Source organism: Nocardia sp. NPDC004654 (assembly GCF_040609595.1).
GTDB lineage: Bacteria > Actinomycetota > Actinomycetes > Mycobacteriales > Mycobacteriaceae > Nocardia.
The window spans coordinates 924,228-943,917 of the sequence record NZ_JBEXKI010000003.1 but is presented as its reverse complement, the minus strand read 5'-3'; the positions used below and the strand labels follow the sequence as shown (position 1 = coordinate 943,917).

At 69.2% G+C, this 19,690-nt stretch carries 14 protein-coding genes, 1 tRNA gene and 1 pseudogene; 10 read left to right on the top strand and 6 right to left on the bottom strand.

The annotated features are described in order from the left end of the window. Nucleotides 1–11: 11 nt before the first annotated feature. On the bottom strand, nucleotides 12–2,363 hold the full coding sequence (locus ABZV58_RS14195) for a DEAD/DEAH box helicase (RefSeq protein WP_355000574.1): 2,352 nt from the start codon (nucleotides 2,361–2,363) through the stop codon (nucleotides 12–14). A gap of 499 nt (nucleotides 2,364–2,862) precedes the next feature. On the opposite strand from ABZV58_RS14195, the gene ABZV58_RS14190 reads away from it, so the two are divergent. The 3 genes and pseudogenes from ABZV58_RS14190 to ABZV58_RS14180 all read left to right on the top strand — a co-directional run. Beyond that, the gene (locus ABZV58_RS14190) at nucleotides 2,863–3,069 is read left to right on the top strand and encodes a cold-shock protein (RefSeq protein WP_011206895.1); all 207 of its coding nucleotides are present in this window, start codon (nucleotides 2,863–2,865) and stop codon (nucleotides 3,067–3,069) included. A 1,067-nt stretch (nucleotides 3,070–4,136) separates the two neighbouring features. Further along, nucleotides 4,137–6,971, top strand: a complete 2,835-nt coding sequence (topA, locus tag ABZV58_RS14185) for a type I DNA topoisomerase (protein ID WP_355000573.1) — start codon at nucleotides 4,137–4,139, stop codon at nucleotides 6,969–6,971. 105 nt (nucleotides 6,972–7,076) lie between these two features. Then, nucleotides 7,077–7,151: pseudogene (locus ABZV58_RS14180) on the top strand (toxin-antitoxin system HicB family antitoxin); the annotation flags it as partial. 20 nt (nucleotides 7,152–7,171) lie between these two features. Here ABZV58_RS14180 and ABZV58_RS14175 read toward each other — a convergent pair. Beyond that, nucleotides 7,172–7,714, bottom strand: coding sequence for a DJ-1/PfpI family protein (locus ABZV58_RS14175; protein ID WP_355000506.1), 543 nt, complete (start codon nucleotides 7,712–7,714; stop codon nucleotides 7,172–7,174). A 172-nt stretch (nucleotides 7,715–7,886) separates the two neighbouring features. On the opposite strand from ABZV58_RS14175, the gene ABZV58_RS14170 reads away from it, so the two are divergent. From ABZV58_RS14170 to ABZV58_RS14160, 3 genes are all read left to right on the top strand, one after another. Next, complete coding sequence (locus tag ABZV58_RS14170; protein ID WP_355000505.1) at nucleotides 7,887–9,092, top strand: DNA polymerase III subunit delta'; 1,206 nt, start codon at nucleotides 7,887–7,889, stop codon at nucleotides 9,090–9,092. 73 nt (nucleotides 9,093–9,165) lie between these two features. Then, a tRNA-Thr gene (locus tag ABZV58_RS14165) sits at nucleotides 9,166–9,241 on the top strand. A gap of 225 nt (nucleotides 9,242–9,466) precedes the next feature. Continuing rightward, nucleotides 9,467–10,156 (top strand): triacylglycerol lipase, encoded by a 690-nt coding sequence (locus ABZV58_RS14160; protein WP_355000504.1) that lies wholly within the window; start codon nucleotides 9,467–9,469, stop codon nucleotides 10,154–10,156. 116 nt (nucleotides 10,157–10,272) lie between these two features. On the opposite strand, the gene ABZV58_RS14155 is transcribed toward ABZV58_RS14160, so the two are convergent. After that, nucleotides 10,273–10,626: a DoxX family protein gene (locus ABZV58_RS14155; RefSeq protein ID WP_355000503.1), complete on the bottom strand. Its 354-nt coding sequence runs from the start codon at nucleotides 10,624–10,626 to the stop codon at nucleotides 10,273–10,275. Between the two features lie 91 nt (nucleotides 10,627–10,717). Here ABZV58_RS14155 and ABZV58_RS14150 point away from each other — a divergent pair, with 91 nt between their 5' ends. Next, on the top strand, nucleotides 10,718–11,611 hold the full coding sequence (locus ABZV58_RS14150; protein ID WP_355000502.1) for a LysR family transcriptional regulator: 894 nt from the start codon (nucleotides 10,718–10,720) through the stop codon (nucleotides 11,609–11,611). A 51-nt stretch (nucleotides 11,612–11,662) separates the two neighbouring features. Here ABZV58_RS14150 and ABZV58_RS14145 read toward each other — a convergent pair whose 3' ends face one another. Continuing rightward, the gene (locus ABZV58_RS14145; RefSeq protein ID WP_355000501.1) at nucleotides 11,663–12,718 is read right to left on the bottom strand and encodes an alpha/beta hydrolase; all 1,056 of its coding nucleotides are present in this window, start codon (nucleotides 12,716–12,718) and stop codon (nucleotides 11,663–11,665) included. A gap of 444 nt (nucleotides 12,719–13,162) precedes the next feature. On the opposite strand from ABZV58_RS14145, the gene ABZV58_RS14140 reads away from it, so the two are divergent. The 3 genes from ABZV58_RS14140 (at nucleotide 13,163) to ABZV58_RS14130 (ending at nucleotide 14,362) form a co-directional block, all read left to right on the top strand. Next, a complete protein-coding gene (locus ABZV58_RS14140) occupies nucleotides 13,163–13,540 on the top strand; it encodes a glyoxalase superfamily protein (protein ID WP_355000500.1) in 378 nt (125 codons plus the stop codon). A 109-nt stretch (nucleotides 13,541–13,649) separates the two neighbouring features. Further along, nucleotides 13,650–14,111: a DUF2752 domain-containing protein gene (locus ABZV58_RS14135; protein ID WP_355000499.1), complete on the top strand. Its 462-nt coding sequence runs from the start codon at nucleotides 13,650–13,652 to the stop codon at nucleotides 14,109–14,111. A gap of 65 nt (nucleotides 14,112–14,176) precedes the next feature. Next, nucleotides 14,177–14,362, top strand: a complete 186-nt coding sequence (locus ABZV58_RS14130; RefSeq protein WP_355000498.1) for a hypothetical protein — start codon at nucleotides 14,177–14,179, stop codon at nucleotides 14,360–14,362. Nucleotides 14,363–14,368: 6 nt separating this feature from the next. Here ABZV58_RS14130 and ABZV58_RS14125 read toward each other — a convergent pair whose 3' ends face one another. Both ABZV58_RS14125 and ABZV58_RS14120 read right to left on the bottom strand, forming a co-directional pair. Next, a complete protein-coding gene (locus ABZV58_RS14125; protein WP_355000497.1) occupies nucleotides 14,369–15,718 on the bottom strand; it encodes a M1 family metallopeptidase in 1,350 nt (449 codons plus the stop codon). Then, nucleotides 15,718–19,656 (bottom strand): Pls/PosA family non-ribosomal peptide synthetase, encoded by a 3,939-nt coding sequence (locus ABZV58_RS14120; protein WP_355000496.1) that lies wholly within the window; start codon nucleotides 19,654–19,656, stop codon nucleotides 15,718–15,720. Before ABZV58_RS14120 ends, ABZV58_RS14125 begins: the two co-directional genes overlap by 1 nt. Between the last annotated feature and the right edge of the window lie 34 nt (nucleotides 19,657–19,690).

Here is a 19,690-nt window from a genome sequence, read left to right as displayed (position 1 = left end):
GGACGCAGCTGTCACGAACCGAGATCCGCGCTGTGACCTCGGCCAATGGAACCGTCGGGTCGGTCGTTCAACTCCGCGATGACGGCGGTCAACAGGCGCGCGGCGGCCCCCTTGTCGAGCGGGTGGTTACCGTTGCCGCACTTGGGCGACTGCACGCACGACGGGCAGCCCTCCGCGCACGCGCAGGACTCGATGGCCGACAGCGTCGCCGAGAGCCAGCGGTGCAGCTGGGCGAACCCGCGCTCGGCGAAGCCCGCCCCACCGGGCTGGCCGTCGTAGACGAAGACGGTGGGCAGGCCGGTGTCCGGGTGCTCCGCCGTCGAGACTCCGCCGATGTCCCATCGGTCGCAGGTCGCGACAAGGGGCAGCAGGCCGATCGCGGCGTGCTCGGCGGCGTGCAGTGCGCCGGGCACCTGCCGCGGGTCGATTCCGGCGGCGACCAGGAGCGCGGGTGTGACGGTGTAGAGAACGGCGCGGGTCGGCAGGGACTGCGGCGGCAGATCCAGTTCGACCAGGTCGAGGACCTCGCCGGTGGGCAGGGTGCGCAGGTAGCCGATCACCTGGCTGGTTACGGTGACCTGCGCCAACGCGCTGGTCACGGCCCCGTGTCGGTGCTGCTCGGTGAACGCGTCGACGGCGATATTGGTGACCTGCCGCGCGCTGGTCGTCCACCCGGGTTCGGCCGCGTGCACGAACGCCACGCCGCCCTCCATGTCGAGCTCGTCCACCACATAGGTCTCGCCTTGGTGCAGGTGGACGGCGCCTTGGTGCAGCGTCGCCGGGGCGCGCCCGGCATCGGCGGTGCCGAGCAGCCTGCCGGTCTCGCCGTCCACGATGGCCACCGGCGCGCCGATGCCGCCGCGGACGTCGACGTTGTCGTGCGGATGCGCGTCCGCGGTGACGTACCAGCGGGCGGCGCCGTCCTGACCTGCGTCGCGCCGCCGGATGAGACGTTCGGCGGCGAGGTCGGCGAGGACTTCACCGGCGCCGAGTTCCTCGACTTCGACATCGGTGAGCGGCAGCTCGAGCGCCGCGCACAGCAGCTGCGGGCCCAATACATAGGGATTGCGCGGGTCGGTGATGGTGGCCTCGACCGGCTTGTCCAGCAGCGCCTCGGGATGGTGGACGAGGTAGGTGTCGAGCGGGTCGTCCCTGGCCACCAGCACGACCAGCGAACCCTGGGTACGCCGGCCCGCCCGGCCCGCCTGCTGCCAGAAGGAGGCGACCGTGCCGGGAAAACCCGAGATCACCACCGCGTCCAGGCCCGCTATGTCCACGCCGAGTTCCAGTGCGTTGGTGCTGGCCGCGCCGAGCAGGGAACCGTCGGAGAGTGCGGTCTCCAGGTCGCGCCGATCTTCGGCGAGGTATCCGGCGCGGTAGGCGGCGATCCGCTCGGCGAGGGCCGGATCCACCTCCGTGAGCAGCCGCCGCGCTTCCATCGCGGTGAGTTCGGCGCCGCGTCTGGACCGGACGAAGGTCAGCGTTCGCGCGCCCTCGATGACGAGATCGGCCATGATCCGTGCCGCCTCCGACGTCGCCGAGCGGCGGACCGGCGCACCGTTTTCGCCGGTCAGCGTCGTGAGCAGGGGCGGCTCCCACAGCGCGACGGTGCGCGCGCCCTGCGGCGAGCCGTCCTCGGTCACGGCGACGCAGGGAGCGCCGATCAGGCGGGACGCCGCGGCCGCTGGCTCGGCGGTGGTCGCCGAGCACAGGATGAAGACCGGATCGGCGCCGTAGCGGGCCGCGATCCGCCGCAGCCTGCGCAGGACCAGCGCGACGTGCGAGCCGAAGACGCCCCGATACGCATGGCATTCGTCGACGACCACATACCGCAGCCTGCGGAAAACCCGGGCCCAGCGCTGGTGTGACCGCAGCATGCCGACGTGCAGCATGTCCGGATTGGTGAAGATCCACCGTGCGTTCGCGCGGACCCACTGCCGGATCTCGGCGGGTGTGTCGCCGTCGTAAGTCGCCGGATGCACATCCCGCAGCGGGCCCTCGTGGGTCAGCGCGCCGACCGCGCGCAGCTGGTCGGCGCCGAGCGCCTTGGTCGGCGAGATATATAGGGCGGTGGCCTTCGGGTCGTCCAATAGAGCCGTCAACACCGGCAATTGATAGCCGAGGGATTTACCGGACGCGGTCCCCGTGCTGACCACGACGTGCCGTCCAGCGGCAGCCAACTCCGCGGTCCTGGTCTGATGCGTCCATAGGGCGTCGATTCCGCAGGCGCGGAGGGCTTCGACCACGTCGGGAGCGGCCCAATCCGGCCATTCGGTGCAGCCAGCATCCCGCGCCGGTAGCTCCACGACGTGGGTCAACCGGGGATCGCCGTCGCGGCCGCCGCTTTGGACACGATTCAGCAACGATCGCCCGTAGCCGGGGCTGCTGTCGCGCTCGGTCCGCGCCGCCTGATCGGTCGGATTCACGATGCCGAGGCTCCGACACGCGAGGAAAGTGTGAAACGTGTGCGAGTGGGAAGCTCCACCAGCCATTTCGATACCAAATAGCGACCTGGATCACATCTGGTTTGCCAGATGCTGTCCCGGTTATCCAGGGGCAAACGAACCTGAAGTACGGATTCGAGCATTGTGTCCCTCACCTGCACATTCGCAAGATCAACTTTTTTGCAAATTGTCGGTAACTCGACTGTTGAATTGCTCGAAGACATGGTTCACTAGTTCCTGGTCGCAAGCTTCTGTGTTCGAGGGACGGATCCAAAGTCCAAACCGTCAGCAGGATCGATGTTGCGAACGGTGTGCTTGGTGCTTTCCTGCAGGGGGAACCAAGAGTACAGCGGTCGGAACGGACCCGGTGGACGAACCCAGTTGTCCGCCGTTCCGGTAAGAAAAGAGAAGGAACAGAATGGCACAGGGAACTGTGAAGTGGTTCAACGCGGAGAAGGGGTTCGGCTTCATCGCGCCCGAGGACGGCTCCGCTGACGTCTTCGTCCACTACTCCGAGATCCAGGGGTCGGGCTTCCGGACCCTCGAGGAGAACCAGAAGGTCGAGTTCGAGGTTGGCCAGGGGACCAAGGGCCCCCAGGCCACCGGAGTCCGCGCGCTCAGCTGAGCGACGCTCAATCCACAGCTCGTCCCCCACCACCGGTGAGCCGGAGGTGGGGGACGAGCTATATCCGGGGTAGGCCGGAAAAGGGCACCGGCGGTCCGTGAAAAATATGAACTAAATGCGCGGCTGCCGACCGGCGTCGACTCCGCGGGCCGCGTTGCTCGAAGGATGCCGGTTCGCGAGCTTCGAATCGGTCGCCGGAGTGGGCGCGCATTGCCGTGCTGGGGTCGTTTCAGATGGAAAACCGCAGCGTGTGGCACCTAACGCCGTCGTGAGCCGCGTGCTCGGCCCGATCGCTGCCCGAACATCCGACCCAGCCACGACACCGCGGACCGGTACTGGCACGCGGCGCATACGCTCGCCCCGTCGTCGCACAGCTGTGAAATCTGGCCCGCGCGCGTCGGAGGCCGAGCCGCGGGTTACGCGCCCAGCCATCAGCAGCGGCAGGACGGCGCGATCCGGTCCGCGCCCGCGAACAGCGCGCAGGCGGTCCTCGTGGACGTAGGCCGAACTCCGGGGAACCTCGGCGGTGAGCAGGCCGAGATCCCGGTTCATCCAGCTCGAGAACCTGCCCGGTGGCGAAGCACCTTGTCATTCAGCGCGATTGGCACACGCGCACACATCCAACTTGCCCCCGCACTCCGTATATATCGGCGACGACCCCAATACTCCACCACCCCACCAACCAGCCCGGGGCGAGCCTTACGAGCCCGTTCGCGGCCGTCTCGCTTCCGGACGGTCGAAGCGCACGCGACGCAGTCGCGAGTCTCTACCACTCGGAAGCGAGACATAAGTGGCCGCGAACACGCGCGCACCAGCGCGCCGAACAACAGGGCATACTGATCGGCAGCGATCACGTACGCTCAGTGGTTCGGGTCGCAAGCACTCGACCACAACCAGCGTCAAGGTATAAACGTGACTGGTAGCGATGTCAGCGTCGCCGCCGCTTGCCCCAAACCGCGCACGAACGCGCACCAGCGCGCCGCGCGGGTCGAGAAGGAAAGGTGTATTCGCCGGTGGCAACACGAGACCGCGGTGCAGCCGACCAGGGCCGTCCCCTGCGTCGTCTCGTGATCGTCGAGTCCCCTACCAAGGCCCGCAAGATCGCGCCCTACCTGGGCCGCAACTACACGGTCGAGGCCTCGGTCGGCCACATTCGGGACCTGCCGCGCGGAGCGGCGGACGTGCCCGCCAAGTACAAGGGGCAGCCGTGGGCGCGCCTCGGTGTGGACGTGGACAACGATTTCGAGCCCATCTATGTGGTGAGCCCGGATAAGAAGGCCAAGGTCACCGAGCTCAAGAGCCTGTTGAAGGACGCCGACGAGCTGTACCTGGCCACCGACCCCGACCGCGAGGGCGAGGCCATCGCCTGGCATCTGCTGGAGACGCTGAAGCCGAAGGTGCCGGTGCGCCGGATGGTGTTCCACGAGATCACCGAACCCGCCATCCAGGCCGCGGCGGCGGACACCCGCGAGCTGGATCCGGATCTGGTCGACGCGCAGGAGACCCGGCGCATCCTGGACCGCTTGTACGGCTACGAGGTCAGCCCGGTCCTGTGGAAGAAGGTCATGCCGCGGTTGTCGGCTGGCCGGGTGCAGTCCGTGGCGACCCGCGTGATCGTCCAGCGCGAGCGGGAGCGGATGCAGTTCCGTTCCGCGGAGTACTGGGATATCGCGGCCAAGCTGGACGCCGGTTCCGGCGAGGCGGTCGACGCCTCGAATCCGCGGACCTTCGGCGCGCGACTGGTGAACGTCGACGGCGCGCGGGTCGCGACCGGTCGAGATTTCGGTTCCGACGGGCAGCTCAAGTCGACCAACGGCGTGATCGTCCTAGACGAGGGCTACGCCCGACGGCTGGCCGAGGCGCTCGACGGCGCGGATCTGGTGGTCTCCTCGGCGGAGGCCAAGCCGTACAGCCGCAAGCCGTACGCGCCGTTCATGACGTCGACGCTCCAGCAGGAGGCGGGCCGCAAGCTGCGTTTCACCTCTGAGCGGACCATGCGGGTGGCGCAGCGGCTCTACGAAAACGGCTATATCACCTACATGCGTACCGACTCGACCACGCTGTCGGAGTCGGCGATCGCCGCGGCCCGCTCGCAGGCGACCCAGCTCTACGGCGCGGAGTACGTGCACCCGACGCCGCGCCAATACACGCGCAAGGTGAAGAACGCGCAGGAGGCGCACGAGGCGATCCGCCCCGCCGGCGACACCTTCGCCACGCCGGGCCAGCTGCACGCGCGGCTCGACAACGACGAGTTCCGCCTGTACGAGCTGATCTGGCAGCGCACCGTCGCCTCGCAGATGGCCGACGCGCGCGGAACCACGCTGACGCTGCGCATCACCGGTGTCGCCGGTACCGGCGAGGAGTGCGTGTTCTCCGCTTCGGGTCGCACGATCACCTTCCCCGGCTTCCTCAAGGCGTACGTGGAAAGCGTGGACGAGGAGGCGGGCGGCCAGTCCGACGACGCCGAATCCCGGCTTCCCGCACTGGAAGAGGGCCAGGGCGTCACCGCGGTCGAGCTGAATCCTGATGGGCACAGCACGAATCCGCCCGCGCGCTACACCGAAGCCTCGCTGATCAAGACGCTCGAAGAGCTCGGCATCGGCCGTCCTTCGACGTATTCCTCGATCATCAAGACGATCCTGGACCGCGGATACGTGTACAAGCGCGGCAGCGCGCTGGTGCCGTCGTGGGTGGCGTTCGCGGTGGTCGGTCTGTTGGAGGCCTACTTCGGCAGGTTGGTGGACTTCGACTTCACCGCGGCCATGGAGGACGATCTCGACGCCATCGCAGGCGGGCGTGAGCAGCGCGGAAACTGGTTGTCCAGCTTCTACTTCGGCGGCGATCACGGCGTCGAGGGTTCGGTCGCGCGCTCCGGCGGGTTGAAGAAGATGGTCGGCGAGCAGCTCGACGACATCGACGCCCGCGAGGTCAACTCGATCAAGCTCTTCACCGACGACGAGGGCCGCGACGTGGTGGTCCGGGTCGGGCGGTTCGGGCCGTACCTGGAGCGCATGGTCGTCAATCCCGATGACCCCGAGGGTGATCCGATCTCGCAGCGGGCCAACCTGCCCGACGATCTGCCGCCCGACGAGCTGACGGCCGAGGCCGCCGAGAAGCTGTTCGCGACACCGCAGGAAGGGCGCAGTCTCGGCGTCGATCCGGAGACCGGGAACGAAATCGTCGCCAAGGAAGGACGTTTCGGCCCGTACGTCACCGAGATCCTGCCCGAGCCCGCCGCCGAGGAGACGCCCGCCAAGAAGACCGCCAAGAAGGCGGCAGCGCCCAAGCCGCGCACCGGTTCGCTGTTCAAGTCCATGGATCTCGCCACGATCACCCTCGACGACGCGCTGAAGCTGCTGTCGCTGCCGCGGGTGGTCGGCGCGGACCCGGCCTCCGGCGAGGAGATCACGGCGCAGAACGGCCGCTACGGCCCGTACTTGAAGAAGGGCACCGACTCGCGGTCGCTGGCGTCGGAGGATCAGATCTTCACCGTCTCGCTGGACGAGGCGTTGAAGATCTACGCCGAGCCGAAGCGCCGCGGCAGGCAGGCCGCGAGCGCGGCGCCGCTGCGTGAACTCGGTAACGACGCGGCGACCGGCAAACCGATGGTGATCAAGGACGGCCGCTTCGGTCCGTACGTCACCGACGGTGAGACCAACGCCAGTCTGCGCAAGGGCGACGAGGTCGAGTCCATCACCGACGAGCGCGCCTCTGAGCTGCTCGCCGACCGGCGCGCACGCGGGCCGGTGAAGAAGGCGGCCAAGAAGACCGCGGCCAAGAAGACGACGGCCGCGAAGAAGACCGCTGCCAAGAAGACGGCCACGGCGAAGAAGACCGCCGCCAAGAAGACGACCACCGCGAAGAAGGCCCCGGCCAAGAAGGCGGCCGCCGAGAAGTCCTGAGCGCCCGCCAACGGACTGGAGCTGGGTGGTCCGCGCTGCGTGACCGGGTTCGGGAGGACTGATCGTCTCGAGCCCGCACACGTGGCGTGGTATCGAATTGGTGCTATGTCGAACCTGAATCTGCGATTGCCCGAGGATCTGCACGCCGCGGCGTCGGCCGCGGCCGACGCCGCGCACGTGTCGCTGAATACCGCCATCTATTACCGCAGGAGGCGGAGGAATTCGCGCATCCAGGCCGGGTGGTCGGGCCAGGCGCGGCCGGTGACGATGTTGTCCTCGACGTGCGCTTCGCTGTCCACGAACTTGGCGCCCGCCGCCTCGATGTCGGGGGCGAGGGCGGGGTAGGCGCTGCACGAGCGGCCGGTGAGCACGCCCGCCGCGGCGAGGATCAGCGGGCCGTGGCAGAGGGCGGCAATGGGCTTGCGCTGCTCGGCGAAGTGCTGGACGACGCGCTGGCAGTCCGGGTTGTTGCGCAGGTACTCCGGCGCACGTCCGCCCGGAACCACGAGCGCGCCGTAGTCCTGCGGCACGACGTCGGCCAGCGCGATGTCGGCGGGCCAGCTGTGGCCGAGCTTCTCGGTGTAGGTGTCGAAGCCGTCCGCGAAGTCGTGGACGACGAATTGGAGCTTCTTGACGGTCGGCGCCGCGATGTCCACGGCGTGCCCCTCCTCGAGCAGGCGCTGGTAGGGGTAGAAGACCTCGAGGTCTTCGGCGGCGTCCCCGGCGATCAACAGGATTCTCACGATGATTCCACCTCCGCATCGAGGATCCGCCTGTGTGACGAGCCTGGTCAACGACCCGCGCGTCCACTGCCGCGTGTCGCGACGGGACAGGCCGAGAGCGGGTGGCGGGGAGAGCCCCCAGGGGCCGCCCGGGCTGCGGACTTTGTCGGACGGCACCACTAGGGTGTATGCCGTGGCGGGAGTCTTCGATCGGTTGGTCGGCCAGGATGCGGTCGAGTCCGAGCTGACGGCTGCCGCGATCGCGGCCCGCGCGGGAGCGGTCGAGGGCGCGATGACGCACTCCTGGTTGTTCACCGGTCCGCCCGGATCGGGGAGATCCATTGCGGCGCTGTGCTTCGCGGCGGCATTGCAGTGCACCGATCCCGGCGTGCCCGGCTGCGGAAAGTGTCACGCCTGCACCACGACCATGGCGGGCACCCACGGCGACGTGCGGCGGGTCGTGCCCGAGGGACTGAGCATCAGCACCAAGGAGATGCGCGAGATCGTCCAGATCGCCGCGCGCCGTCCGAGCACCGGACGCTGGCAGGTGGTGGTCATCGAGGATGCCGATCGTTTGACAGAGGCGGCGGGAAACGTGCTGCTCAAGGTGGTCGAGGAGCCGCCGGACCGCACGGTGTTCCTGCTGTGCGCCCCTTCGGTGGATCCTGAGGACATCTCGATCACGCTGCGCTCGCGGTGCAGGCACGTGCACCTGGTGACCCCGTCGGTGCCGGCCATCGCCAAGGTGCTGAAGGAGCGGGACCAGCTCGACGAGAAGACCGCGAACTGGGCGGCCTCGATCAGCGGCGGCCACGTCGGGCGGGCCCGGCGGCTGGCCACCGACGAAGAGGCGAGGGCGCGCAGGCAGCGGGCGCTCGCCCTGGTGACGGCCGTCGGACGTCCCGGCGCGGCCTACGCCGCCGCCGACGAACTGGTGAAGGCCGCCGACGACGAGGCCAAGCAGATGAGCGCGGCCCGCGACGAACGCGAACGCGAGGAGCTGGCCACCGCGCTCGGTGCGGGCGGCACCGGCAAGGGGGCGGCGAGTGCGACCCGCGGTTCCGCGGGCGTGCTCAAGGATCTCGAGCGCCGCCAGAAGTCCCGCGCCACCCGCACCGGTCGCGACGCACTGGACCGCGCGTTGATCGACGTGGCCGGTGTGTACCGCGACGCGCTCGCCGTCCGCTTCGGCGCGGCGCGCAACGGCTCGGGCGTGGCCCTCACCCACCCCGACCTGTCCGACCAGATCCACGACCTCGCCGATCGCGTGCGCCCCGAAGGCCTGCTGCGCTCCATCGAGGCCGTCCTCGACTGCCGCGAAGCCCTCGACCTCAACGTCAAGCCCCGCTTCGCCCTCGCCGCCATGGTCGCGGCGATCATGGCCGCCCAATCCGCCTGACGTTCACCCTGCTGAACCACCCGTTTTCGCGATCAGGGGGCGGAGACGATAGACTCGCGTGGCCGAGAGGCACGCCGCCTTAGCTCAGTCGGTAGAGCGCTTCACTCGTAATGAAAAGGTCGGGGGTTCGATTCCCCCAGGCGGCTCCAGGTCAGAGGCCCTTTCCGGTTCGCCGGGGAGGGCTTTTCTCGTTCCAGCGTGCCAACAGTGTGTGAACCGGCGGGAAGACCGCCCCCGCAGCGCGGCGGCCAATCGCGATATCCAGGGACTCTACGGCAAGTTGAAATAGCCAAGTTCCACAGTGAGCGAGATTAACCTTGCGGCGCTAGTTTCTGTCTGCTCGCAATGAAGCGAGCGGATCGGAGTCGACACCCATGCACATCACATCGACCGCGCGCCGCCTCGGGATGGCCGCAATCACCCTGGTCGCGACGGCCACCGCTGCACTCGGCATCGCCACGCCGCAGGCCGCTGCGGCGCCGGCGCGAGATCCGATACTTTTCGTCCACGGTTGGCAGGGATCGGCGTCGAACTGGGATTACATGTGGGGCCGATTCTTGGGCGCGGGGTACTCCGTGAGAGAGATCGCACGATTCAGCTACGACAGCTCCCAGTCGAACGAGGACATCGCGCTGGAGATGAAGTCGCAGGTCGATGCGCTGCGCGCGAAAACCGGCGCCGCCAAGGTCGACATCATCACTCACTCGATGGGCGGCCTCAACAGTCGCTGGTACCTGAAGAACCTCGGCGGCCTGGGTTCCGTCGACGACTGGGTCTCCATCGGCGGCCCCAACCACGGCACCGAAGTCGCCAACGGATGCCTCGACGTCTCCTGTGTGGAGATGCGGCCCGGCTCGGCCTTCTTGACCGACCTGAACAGCACCGACGAAACCCCCGGTCAAGTGAACTACGGCACCTGGTGGTCACCGTGCGACGAGATCATCAACCCCGATGAGAGCACTATTCTCAGCGGTGCCGCCAACACCCGGACGCTGTGCCTCGGCCATCTGTCGCTGCTGGCGTCGGCGACGGTTTTCGAGGGTGTGCGCAACTTCGTGAAGTAGGCTGCTGAGCCCCAGCCCGGCCCGTCTCGCACCCGCGAGGCGGGCCGAGTCTCTTGGTCCGGTTCTCGGCGACGGCACCTACCTCGATTGCCATACCTCGTGAAAAGCGCGGTGGCTCAGCCGATTTGGTAGAGCAGGGTGATGGTGAGGGTGGCTGCGGTAAGGGTGAGGGCTGTGGATACTCGAGCGAGATGGAAGTCCGCGACTCGTAAGTGAGCGATTACCGCGCCGACGAAGTACAGGACCAAGCCCGTCGCCGCGGCTATGCCGATGATCGGTATGGCGAAACCTGCCACGAGGCCGAGCGCTCCGGCGGCGAGCAGCGAGCCCAGCGGGAGCATCCACGATTGCGGGACCCGCACCTCTTTCGCGGCGGCTACGGGGATGGGGTGGCGGACGAAGTTCATCCACGCCCCGGTCGCGGCGCCGAGCGCGGTGAGTGTGGTCAGGGTGGCGTAGAGGGCGAACACAATCAGGCCTTCCGATGGTGACTAGCGTGCGCAACCAGTCTCAATTCGGTGGTCGTTGTGGCACCAATACCTGTATCCATAACCTGGGGGCATGGATGTCGACACTCGGCTGCTGCGCTACTTCGCCGCCGTGGCCGAGGAAGGGAATCTGACCCGCGCGGCCGAGCGGTTGTACGTCTCGCAACCGGCGCTCACGAAGCAGATCAAGCAGCTCGAAACCCTGCTGGGGGCGACGCTTTTCACTCGTTCACGAGCGGGAATGGGGCTCACCGAGGCGGGGCGCGCGCTAGCGCGGCGGGCACCCGCTTTGCTCGACGACTGGAATCGCGCGGTGGCCGAGACCAACGCAGCGGCCGCGCGGGAGACGCGCGTCCTGCGGGTGGGTTTCCTGGCCAGCGCCGCCAACGAGGCCACCACGGAGATCATCGCCGAATTCACTGCGCGCAGGCCGGGCTGGCGGGTGGATATGCGCCAGAGTGCCTGGTCGGATCCGACCGCGGGATTGGCCGACGGCCAGGTCGACGTAGCGATACTGCGGCTGCCGATCCCCGGTCAGGAGAAGTGGCGAGTGGAGGTGCTGCTCACTGAGCCGCGCTGCGTCGTCCTGCCGAGTACGCACCGGTTCGCCGATCGCGACGAGATCCCGTTCGCGGAGTTGTACGACGAGCCGTTCGTGGCCGCACCGCAGGCGACCGGTCCGTGGCGCGACTATTGGCTCGCGGTCGACGAGCGGGGAGGCGTGCCGCCGCGCATCGGCGCCGTCACCCAGCACCCGGACGACTGGCTGAACGCCATCGCGAACGGGTACGGGATCGCCTTGGCACCGGAATCCGCGGCTCGCTTCTATCAGCGGCCCGGTGTCGTTTTCCGGTCGGTGGTCGGCATCGCCGCCAGCCGGGTCGGTGTCGCGTGGAATCCGATCGATGACGCCAACGCGCCGGTCCAGGACTTCGTCCGCAGTTGTCTGCGCTTCGAGCAGGCGTGAACGTCGCTCCCGGGCCGAGCGTCGTCGACCGGCCCGGGAGAACGATCGGGGTCAGACCGCGGTGGCGCGCTGGTCGCTCGCGCCCTGGGCGATCCGATCGATTTCGGCGTTGAAGCGGTCGGCCGCCTCGATGTTGCCGAGGTGGCCGGTGGGCCAGACCTGGTAGTCGGCGAGGGAGCCCGCGGCGCCGAGGGCGTCGACGATGGGGCGGTTCATCCTGGCGGGCAGCAGGTAGTCGTGCGCGCCCGCGATGACGGTGGTGGGGACGGTCAGGTGCTTGGCCGCGTCGCCCAGGTCGAGGATGGCGAGCGCCGCGGCGTGCAGGCCGCGGGTGAGCGGGCGGCAGGACCGGACGATGCCGAGCGAGAAGGCGACCTCGTCGGCGGTCGCGTTCTTCGTCATCAGCCGGGCTTTGATGATGGCGGTCACCAGCGGGCCGCCGGGCAGCGGCACCGGTGCGCTCAGCAGCGTCTCGGCGAAGACCAGCGGCATGCGCACACCCGCGCCGAAGAAGGTGACCGGACGTCGCGCCATCGTCAGCGGCTTGTTCAGCAGCGGAAGGAGGTCGGTCTCGTGGCGGATCTCGCGGGAGGCGGTGTTGGCGAGCACCACCGCGTTGGCGCGGGCGGGCACCTGCTCGGGATAGCGGGCGGCCCATGCCTGCAAGGTGATGCCGCCCATGCTGTGGCCGACGAGGGTGGCGCGCTTGCCGCGCGGGAGGGTGGCGTCGAGGACGGTGGCCAAGTCGTCGGCGAGAGTTTCGCCGGACGGGGTGGTGCGGCCCAATGTGCTCTCGCCGTGTCCGCGCTGGTCGTAAGCGATCACACGGTAGCGGTCCGCGAGTGCGTTGATCTGCGGGTTCCAGTACTCGATGCAGCAGCTCCAGCCGTGGATGAGCACGATGACGTCACCGTCGGCGGGTCCGTACGCGTGGACTCGGAGCTGGGCGCCGTCGACGGTCGTGACCGGGATGATCTCGCAGGGTGCGGTCGGCTTGTTCAGCGAAGCTGTCGCGAAAGTGCGGGACCGAAGTCCGGCACGGTAAGCCGCGGTGAGCGGCTCGGCGCCGCGCACCCCCGCCAGTGTCTTCATCGACGTCACCAGCATTGTGCACTCCTTTGTGTCATCCGCCACAGTACGATGCGAACAAAGTGCTTGCAACTGCAAGCGGTCGATGGCGGAAATCCTGGCGCATATCTGTGGTACCCAATATTCGGTCCGGTGAACTCTGCCCGGAAGGAGAAACATCGCGCACGAGCGAAGTTCCCCTGGAGTGCAGACGGCTCGAACAGTCACATCCGGTACATCGCCGCCTGAGCCCGCGCCGCTATCGGAGGTACCCGATCGTTATCAGCCCGAGAGTCACGGACCCGCTCGCTCTCGGCGATATCAGGCCGCTGACCTGGCCGGGACCTCCCGATAGGCTGCGCGACGCCAACGTATTCGTCGATCGGACGGTCGGCAGCTTCTCTTCGGGGTGCTGGCGTAAGTCGCGCGCCTTCCGCGTCTCGAGCGAAGAGCGCTGTCGGTGCGTGGTGCGATGATCGGCCGATGACCTCCGAGGACATCCGTTTCGCCGCGCCGATCCCCGTGCTGCGCATGTTCGACACCGCGAAGGCCTATGAATTCTATTGTGATTACCTGGGATTCACCGTCGACTGGGAGCACCGGTTCGGTGCGGACTTCCCGCTCTACGCCCAGGTGTCCCGGTCGGACGCGAAACTGCATCTGAGCGAACACCACGGGGACGGCACCCCCGGATCGGTGGTGTGGATCGCGGTGGGCGACATCCACGCGCTGCACGCCGAGCTCGCCGCCAAGGACTATCGGTACGCCAAGCCGGGCTGCCCCGAGGACGGTCCCGGCGGTCCCGGTTTCGACCTGACCGATCCCTCGGGCAACGTCCTGCGCCTCGCACAACCGGATTAGCCCCATCCGCAGGCACTTTCGAGCCGGGAGCAGCACGGCCGGACAGTCGCGCGCCAACCGCCCGACGGCTGTAGCGCCGACCGGCTCGCCCCCGCTACCGTGGTTTCTCGTGGAGACCACGCACCTCGCAGGCCAGCCCCCGTTCCCGCCACCGCAGCGGGTACGGCGTACCGGTTGGCGCGCGCTCGGTCTGCCCGCGCTCGCGGCGGGCGCCGCGGTCGGGGCCGTGGTCCTGCTGCACTTCCGCGACCCGCACGTGGAGGGCTCCTACGGGATCTGCCCGATCTACGGCCTGACCGGGTTGTACTGCCCCGGCTGCGGCGGCATGCGCGCCGTGCACAACCTCACCGACGGCCGCCTGCTGGACTCGCTGCACAGCAACCTGCTGGCGATTCCGCTGCTCCTCGCCTTCGCGTTGTTCCTCGGCGACTGGGCGGTGCGCGCCTGGCGCGGCGAACGCCCCCGCGTCCCCGACCTCCCGCGCCCGTTCATGTGGACGGTGCTCGCGCTGTTCGTCGTCTACTCGGTGCTGCGCAACACGCCTTGGGGTACGTGGCTGGCGCCGGTCTAGGTGAGCCGCCGCCTCCGCTCCGGCCATGGGAGATTCCCGCGCCCCGAACCGGGCAAGCTCTCGGTATGACGGATTCACTCAAGGCGCGGGTGCGTGAAAAGCTGCTGCGCCAGCTGGCCGAGGACGCGCCCGACAACGAACACGACGACCCGAGGCAGATCTCGGTGGCCGCCGACCTGGACACCCTGGACAGCGTCGCCGAGGACGACCCGATCGTCGAGGAACTCGCCACCCGCTATCTGGTGTTCTGAGCGAACTCAGCGCGCGCCGGCCTGCCCGCCGTAGGGTGGCAGCTGCGGCAGCGGCTCGTCGCGCAGCCAGCTGTCCCACAGCGGACGCAGCGGAACCAGGCTGTAGTGCCCGGCCAGATCGGTGAACTCCTCGGTGCTCACCGAGGAATGCCGGTAGCGCAGCACCCATTCGCGCAGCAGGTCGAAGAAGCCGGGCTCGCCGAGTTCGAGGCGCAGCGCGTGCAGGGTGAGCGCGCCGCGTTTGTACACCCGATCGTCGAACATGCGCTTGGGACCGGGGTCCCCGATGACGATGTCCTGCGGCTGTCGCGCCAGGTTGTGCCGGACGGCGCGGGCCAGCTGATCGGCGGTCGGCCCGCCCGAGGCCTCGGACCAGATCCACTCCGCGTAGCAGGCGAAGCCCTCGTGCAGCCAGATGTCGCGCCACTGGCGCAGGGTCAGGCTGTTGCCGAACCACTGGTGCGCGAGTTCGTGCGCGACGAGCCGTTCGGAGCCGCGGCGACCGTCGCAGTGGTTGGCGCCGAACACCGAGATGCCCTGGGCCTCGATCGGGATCTCCAGGTCGTCGTCGGTGACCACCACCGTGTACCCGCCGAATGGATAGGGGCCGAACCGTTCGGTGAAGACCTCCATCATCCGCGGCTGGCGCGCGAAGTCGTGTTCGAACTCGGCCCGCAGCCGTGGCGGCACGACCGCCTGCATGGGCACCGATCCGTGCGCCGGGCCGACGCGATGCTTGCGGTAGTGCCCGATCTGGATGGTGGCCAGGTAGCTGGACATCGGCTCCGGCTGCTCGTACACCCAGGTGGTCTGGCTCGCCTTGGTCTGCTTGCGCATCAGGGTGCCGTTCGCGACGGCGTAGTAGGGGCTGTCGGTGGTGATCGAGATCCGGTAGCTCGCTTTGGAACTCGGGTGGTCGTCGCAGGGAAACCAGGACGCGGCCCCGTTGGGCTGGCTGGCGACCAGTGCGCCCTCGGACAGCTCCTCCCAGCCGACCTCGCCCCACTGCCCGCGCACCGGCTTCGGCACGCCCGCGTACTGGATCACCATCGAGAGCACGCCGCCCGCCGGAATCCGCTGCTGCGGCGTGACGACCAATTTGCCGTGCTGGTGACCGTACTTCGCGGCCTTGGCGCCGTTCACGAACACCTTCGACACCGTCAGCGCCTGCGCGAGGTCGAGGCTGAACCGGGGCTGGACGGCGGTGGTGACCGCGGTGATCTCCGCGCGCCCGCTCAGCCGGTTGCTCGCCACCCGGTAGACCAGGTCGAGCTCGTACCGCGAGACCCGATAGCCGCGATTGCCGTTCTGCGGCAGGTAGTCATCGATGGGTTTCTCGTAGAACTTCTCACCCATCAGCCCTCCTCGCCCGGTTCGTGCCACGGTGCGATGGGGTTGCCCCACCACCTGGTCGACGGCGGCACGGTGTCGCCGCGCATGACGAGCGAGGCAGGCCCGACGGTCGCGCCCGCGCCCAGACCCGCCGCGGGCAGGGCGACGCAGTGCGGGCCGAGGGTGGCGCCCGCGCCGAGGGTGACGGTGTCCATGGCCATGATCCGATCGTGGAACAGATGGGTCTGCACCACGCAGCCTCGCTCCACCGTCGCGCCGTCGCCGAGTGTCACCAGATCCGCCTCCGGTAGCCAGTAGGACTCGCACCATACCCCGCGGCCGATGCGCGCGCCGAGCGCGCGAAGCCACAGATTCAGCACCGGTGTTCCGGTCGCGGCGCGGGCGAACCAGGGCGCGGCGACGGTCTCGACGAAGGTGTCCGAGACCTCGTTGCGCCAGACGAACGAGCTCCACAACGGATGCTCCTCGGCCCGGATCCGGCCGACCAGCAACCACTTCGCGGCCACTGCGCTGCCGCACGCGATCGCGCCCGCGACCAACAGCACGACGCCGCTGAGCAGGGCGGTCGGCAGGTGACCGATCCGCTGGGCCAGCCAGGCCAGCGCGAAGAGCACGCCGAGGCCGATGGCGAAGGTGACCAGCACCGGAATCAGCCTGCACGTCTCCACGATCGCCCGCGCGACGCGCAGCCGCCGCGGCGGATCGAAAGTGCGACTGGCGTCGGCGGTTTCGGAGGCGCGGCGCAGGCGCACGGGCGGGCTGCCGAGCCACGAGGACCCCGCCTTGGCCTTGGACGGCGCGGCCGAGAGCACGGCGACCAGCCCGTTCTTCGGTACCCGGCGGCCGGGCGCGGTCATCCCCGAGTTGCCGAGGAACGCTCGCTTGCCGACCTTGGCCTCGCCGATGCGCAGCCAGCCGCCGCCGAGTTCGTAACCGGCGACCATGGTGTCGTCGGCCAGGAAGGCGCCGTCGGCGACGGTGGTGAACTTCGGCAGCAGCAGCACGGTCGACGCCTCGACGTGCTTGCCGACCTTCGCGCCGAGCAGGCGTAGCCACAACGGCGTCAACAGGCTGGCGTAGAGCGGGAACAGGAAGGTGCGCGCCGAGTCGAGCAGGCGTTCGGTGGCCCAGGCCTGCCAGCCGACGCGGCTGCGCACCGGATGGTGGCCCTCCGTCAGCCCGATGGCGAACAGACGCACGAGGACGACGGTCGCCGCGGCGTACACGCCGAGCACGAGCAGCACGGCCACCGGCAGCACGGCGAAGGCGCGGCCGAGCGCGGCGGTGAGCGTCGTGGTGTCCCGGACCCACCAGGCCAGGAACGCGCCGCCCGCGCCGAGGCCGAGGATCGGGAGGGCGGCGAGCGCCATCGAGGTGATGCCGAAGATCGGAACCCAATGCCGGGCGCGCGGCGGCGTGTGCGCGGGCCACCGGTGCCGGGCGCGGCCGACCTTCACGGCGGGCGAGCCCGCCCATTCCTGTTCGGCCTTGACCTTCCCAGAAACGGCGGAACCTGGAGCGATCTCGGCGTTCTTCCCGATCCTCGTGCCAGGCAGCAGGATCGAGCGAGCGCCGACCACCGCGCCGGGGCCGATGCTGATCGGGCCGATGTGCACGAGGTCGCCGTCGATCCAGTAGCCGGACAGATCGACCTCGGGTTCCACGCTGCACCCGTCGCCCAGTTCGAGCATCCCGGTCACCGGCGGCAGTGTGTGCAGGTCGACACCCTTGCCTATGCGCGCGCCGAGCGCCCGCGCGAAGGGCACCATCCAGGGTGCGCCGGAGAGGTTCTCGGCGCCGCTCGCCTCGGACAATCGCACCGCGGCCCACAGGCGCAGGTGCACCGAGCCGCCGCGCGGATAGCTGCCGGGCGCGATGCCGCGCAACAGCACGCGCGAACCGGCCACGCACAGCGCCATCCGGCCGGGCGGGGAGATGAAGAGCAGGAACGCGATCAGCGCCCACCACCAGGACAGCCGAGGCAGCCAGGGCAGCGATCCCGACCACGCCGCGATATTGCCGACGATGGCCAGCCAGGTGAGCCACTGCAATCCGGTCAGGGTGGTCAGCGGCACCGTGGCGAGTACCTGCACCCACTGCGCGGTGCGGGGAGTGGGACGCACGGCGCGTTCCGCGACCGCGGCGGCGGGGGCGCTGGCGTCGAGCAGGTCGGCGAGCGCGCCGAGGCGCGGATGGTCGTAGAGATCGGCGACGGCGACCCGCGGATAGCGTTCGCGCAGCGCGGTGACCAGCTGGGCGGCGGCGAGCGAGCCGCCGCCGAGGTCGAAGAAGTCGGCGTCGGGGCCGGTCGCCTCGGCGCCGAGGATGGCGTCCCAGAGTCCGGCGACCCAGCGCGCGGTGGGGGACATGTCGGCGTCGGCGGGCTTGGCCTTGGACAGCGGCCAGGGCAGCGCGTCGCGATCGACCTTGCCCGAGGTGCGGGTGGGTAGCTCGTCGACCACCGCGAGGCGCGGCACCAGCGGTGCGGGCAGTTGGTCGGCGAGCAGTTCGCGCGCCGCGCGCGCGTCGAAGTCGCCGTCGGGGCCGGTGAGGTAGCCGACCAGGATCTTGTTGCCAGCCTTGGTCGTTCGGATCGCGGCGGCCGCTCCCGTGACGCCGGGCAGATGCTGGAGCGCGTTGTCGATCTCGCCGAGCTCGATGCGACGGCCGCCGAGTTTGATCTGATCGTCGGCGCGGCCGAGGAAGACGAGCCCGGCGCTCTCGTTGCGGACCAGATCGCCGCTGCGATAGGCGCGTTCCCAGCCGAGCCCGGGCAGTGGAGCGTACTTCTCGGCGTCCTTGGCCGGATCGAGGTAGCGGCCGAGTCCGACACCGCCGATGACGAGTTCGCCCGATTCGCCCTCGCCGACCGGGTTGCCCTGCGCGTCGACCACGGCCAGATCCCAGCCGTCCAAAGGCAATCCGATGCGAATCGGCGGCTCCCCGGTGAGCAGGGCCGCGCACGCCACAACGGTGGCCTCGGTGGGGCCGTAAGTGTTCCACAGCTCGCGTCCCGAATCCTCGTCCCCAGCAAGGCGTTCGGCGAGTTCGGGCGGCACGGCCTCGCCGCCGAAGATCAGCAGCCGGACCGGTTCCAGCGCCTCGGCGGGCCAGGTCGCGGCCAGCGTCGGCACCGTCGAGACGATGCTGATCTCGCGGCGGACGAGCCAGGGGCCGAGGTCCGCGCCGGTGCGCACCAGCGCGCGCGGCGCGGGCACCAGGCAGGCGCCGTGCCGCCAGGCCAACCACATCTCCTCGCAGGAGGCGTCGAAGGCGACCGAGAGACCGGCGAGGACACGGTCACCGGGGCCGATGGGCGCGTCCCGCAGGAACAGTCGCGCCTCGGCGTCGACGAAGGCGGCGGCGTTGCGGTGGGTGACCGCGACGCCCTTCGGGGTGCCGGTGGAGCCGGAGGTGAAGATGATCCAGGCGTCGTCGTCGGGTGCGGGGAACGTGTGGTCCGTGTCCTCACCGGCCGTGAGAGAGGTTGGGGCGGTGGATGTTTCGACGGCACGGATGCCCTCGGCGGTGACGACGGCGCTCACCCGCGCCTCACCGAAGACCAGCCGGGCCCGCTCGTCGGGATCGTCGGCGTCGACCGGGACGTACGCGGCGCCCGCCCACAGCACGGCGAGGATCGTGACGTACAGATCGCCGCTGCCGGAGGGCATTCGGACGCCGACCCGGTCGCCAGCGCGGACTCCGGCCTCGACCAGCTCGGCCGCTCGTGCCTCGACCGCGATGAGCAGCTCGCGGTATGTGATCAGAATCTCGCCGTCATCGATGGCGTGCGCGTCCGGACGGGCACGCGCGGTGGCGGTCAGGATGTCGACGAGGGTGCGCGGCGGAGGCGCCGCAGCGCCGCGTAGCAGGGGGTCGGACAACGACTGCCCGGTCGTCGGGCTAGTGCCCACCGCGGTGTCGACCTGCGGCTGGAGCATCACGTCCGGCCCACCTCTCATAGACCTGCCTTGC

Coding starts and splice junctions, on each gene's coding strand:
- ABZV58_RS14140 (WP_355000500.1), top strand. CDS start 13,163: ATGACCTCCGAGGACATCCGTTTCGCCGCGCCGATCCCCGTGCTGCGC.
- ABZV58_RS14130 (WP_355000498.1), top strand. CDS start 14,177: ATGACGGATTCACTCAAGGCGCGGGTGCGTGAAAAGCTGCTGCGCCAG.
- ABZV58_RS14125 (WP_355000497.1), bottom strand. CDS start 15,718: ATGGGTGAGAAGTTCTACGAGAAACCCATCGATGACTACCTGCCGCAG.
- ABZV58_RS14150 (WP_355000502.1), top strand. CDS start 10,718: ATGGATGTCGACACTCGGCTGCTGCGCTACTTCGCCGCCGTGGCCGAG.
- ABZV58_RS14145 (WP_355000501.1), bottom strand. CDS start 12,718: ATGCTGGTGACGTCGATGAAGACACTGGCGGGGGTGCGCGGCGCCGAG.
- ABZV58_RS14160 (WP_355000504.1), top strand. CDS start 9,467: ATGCACATCACATCGACCGCGCGCCGCCTCGGGATGGCCGCAATCACC.
- ABZV58_RS14190 (WP_011206895.1), top strand. CDS start 2,863: ATGGCACAGGGAACTGTGAAGTGGTTCAACGCGGAGAAGGGGTTCGGC.
- ABZV58_RS14120 (WP_355000496.1), bottom strand. CDS start 19,656: ATGCTCCAGCCGCAGGTCGACACCGCGGTGGGCACTAGCCCGACGACC.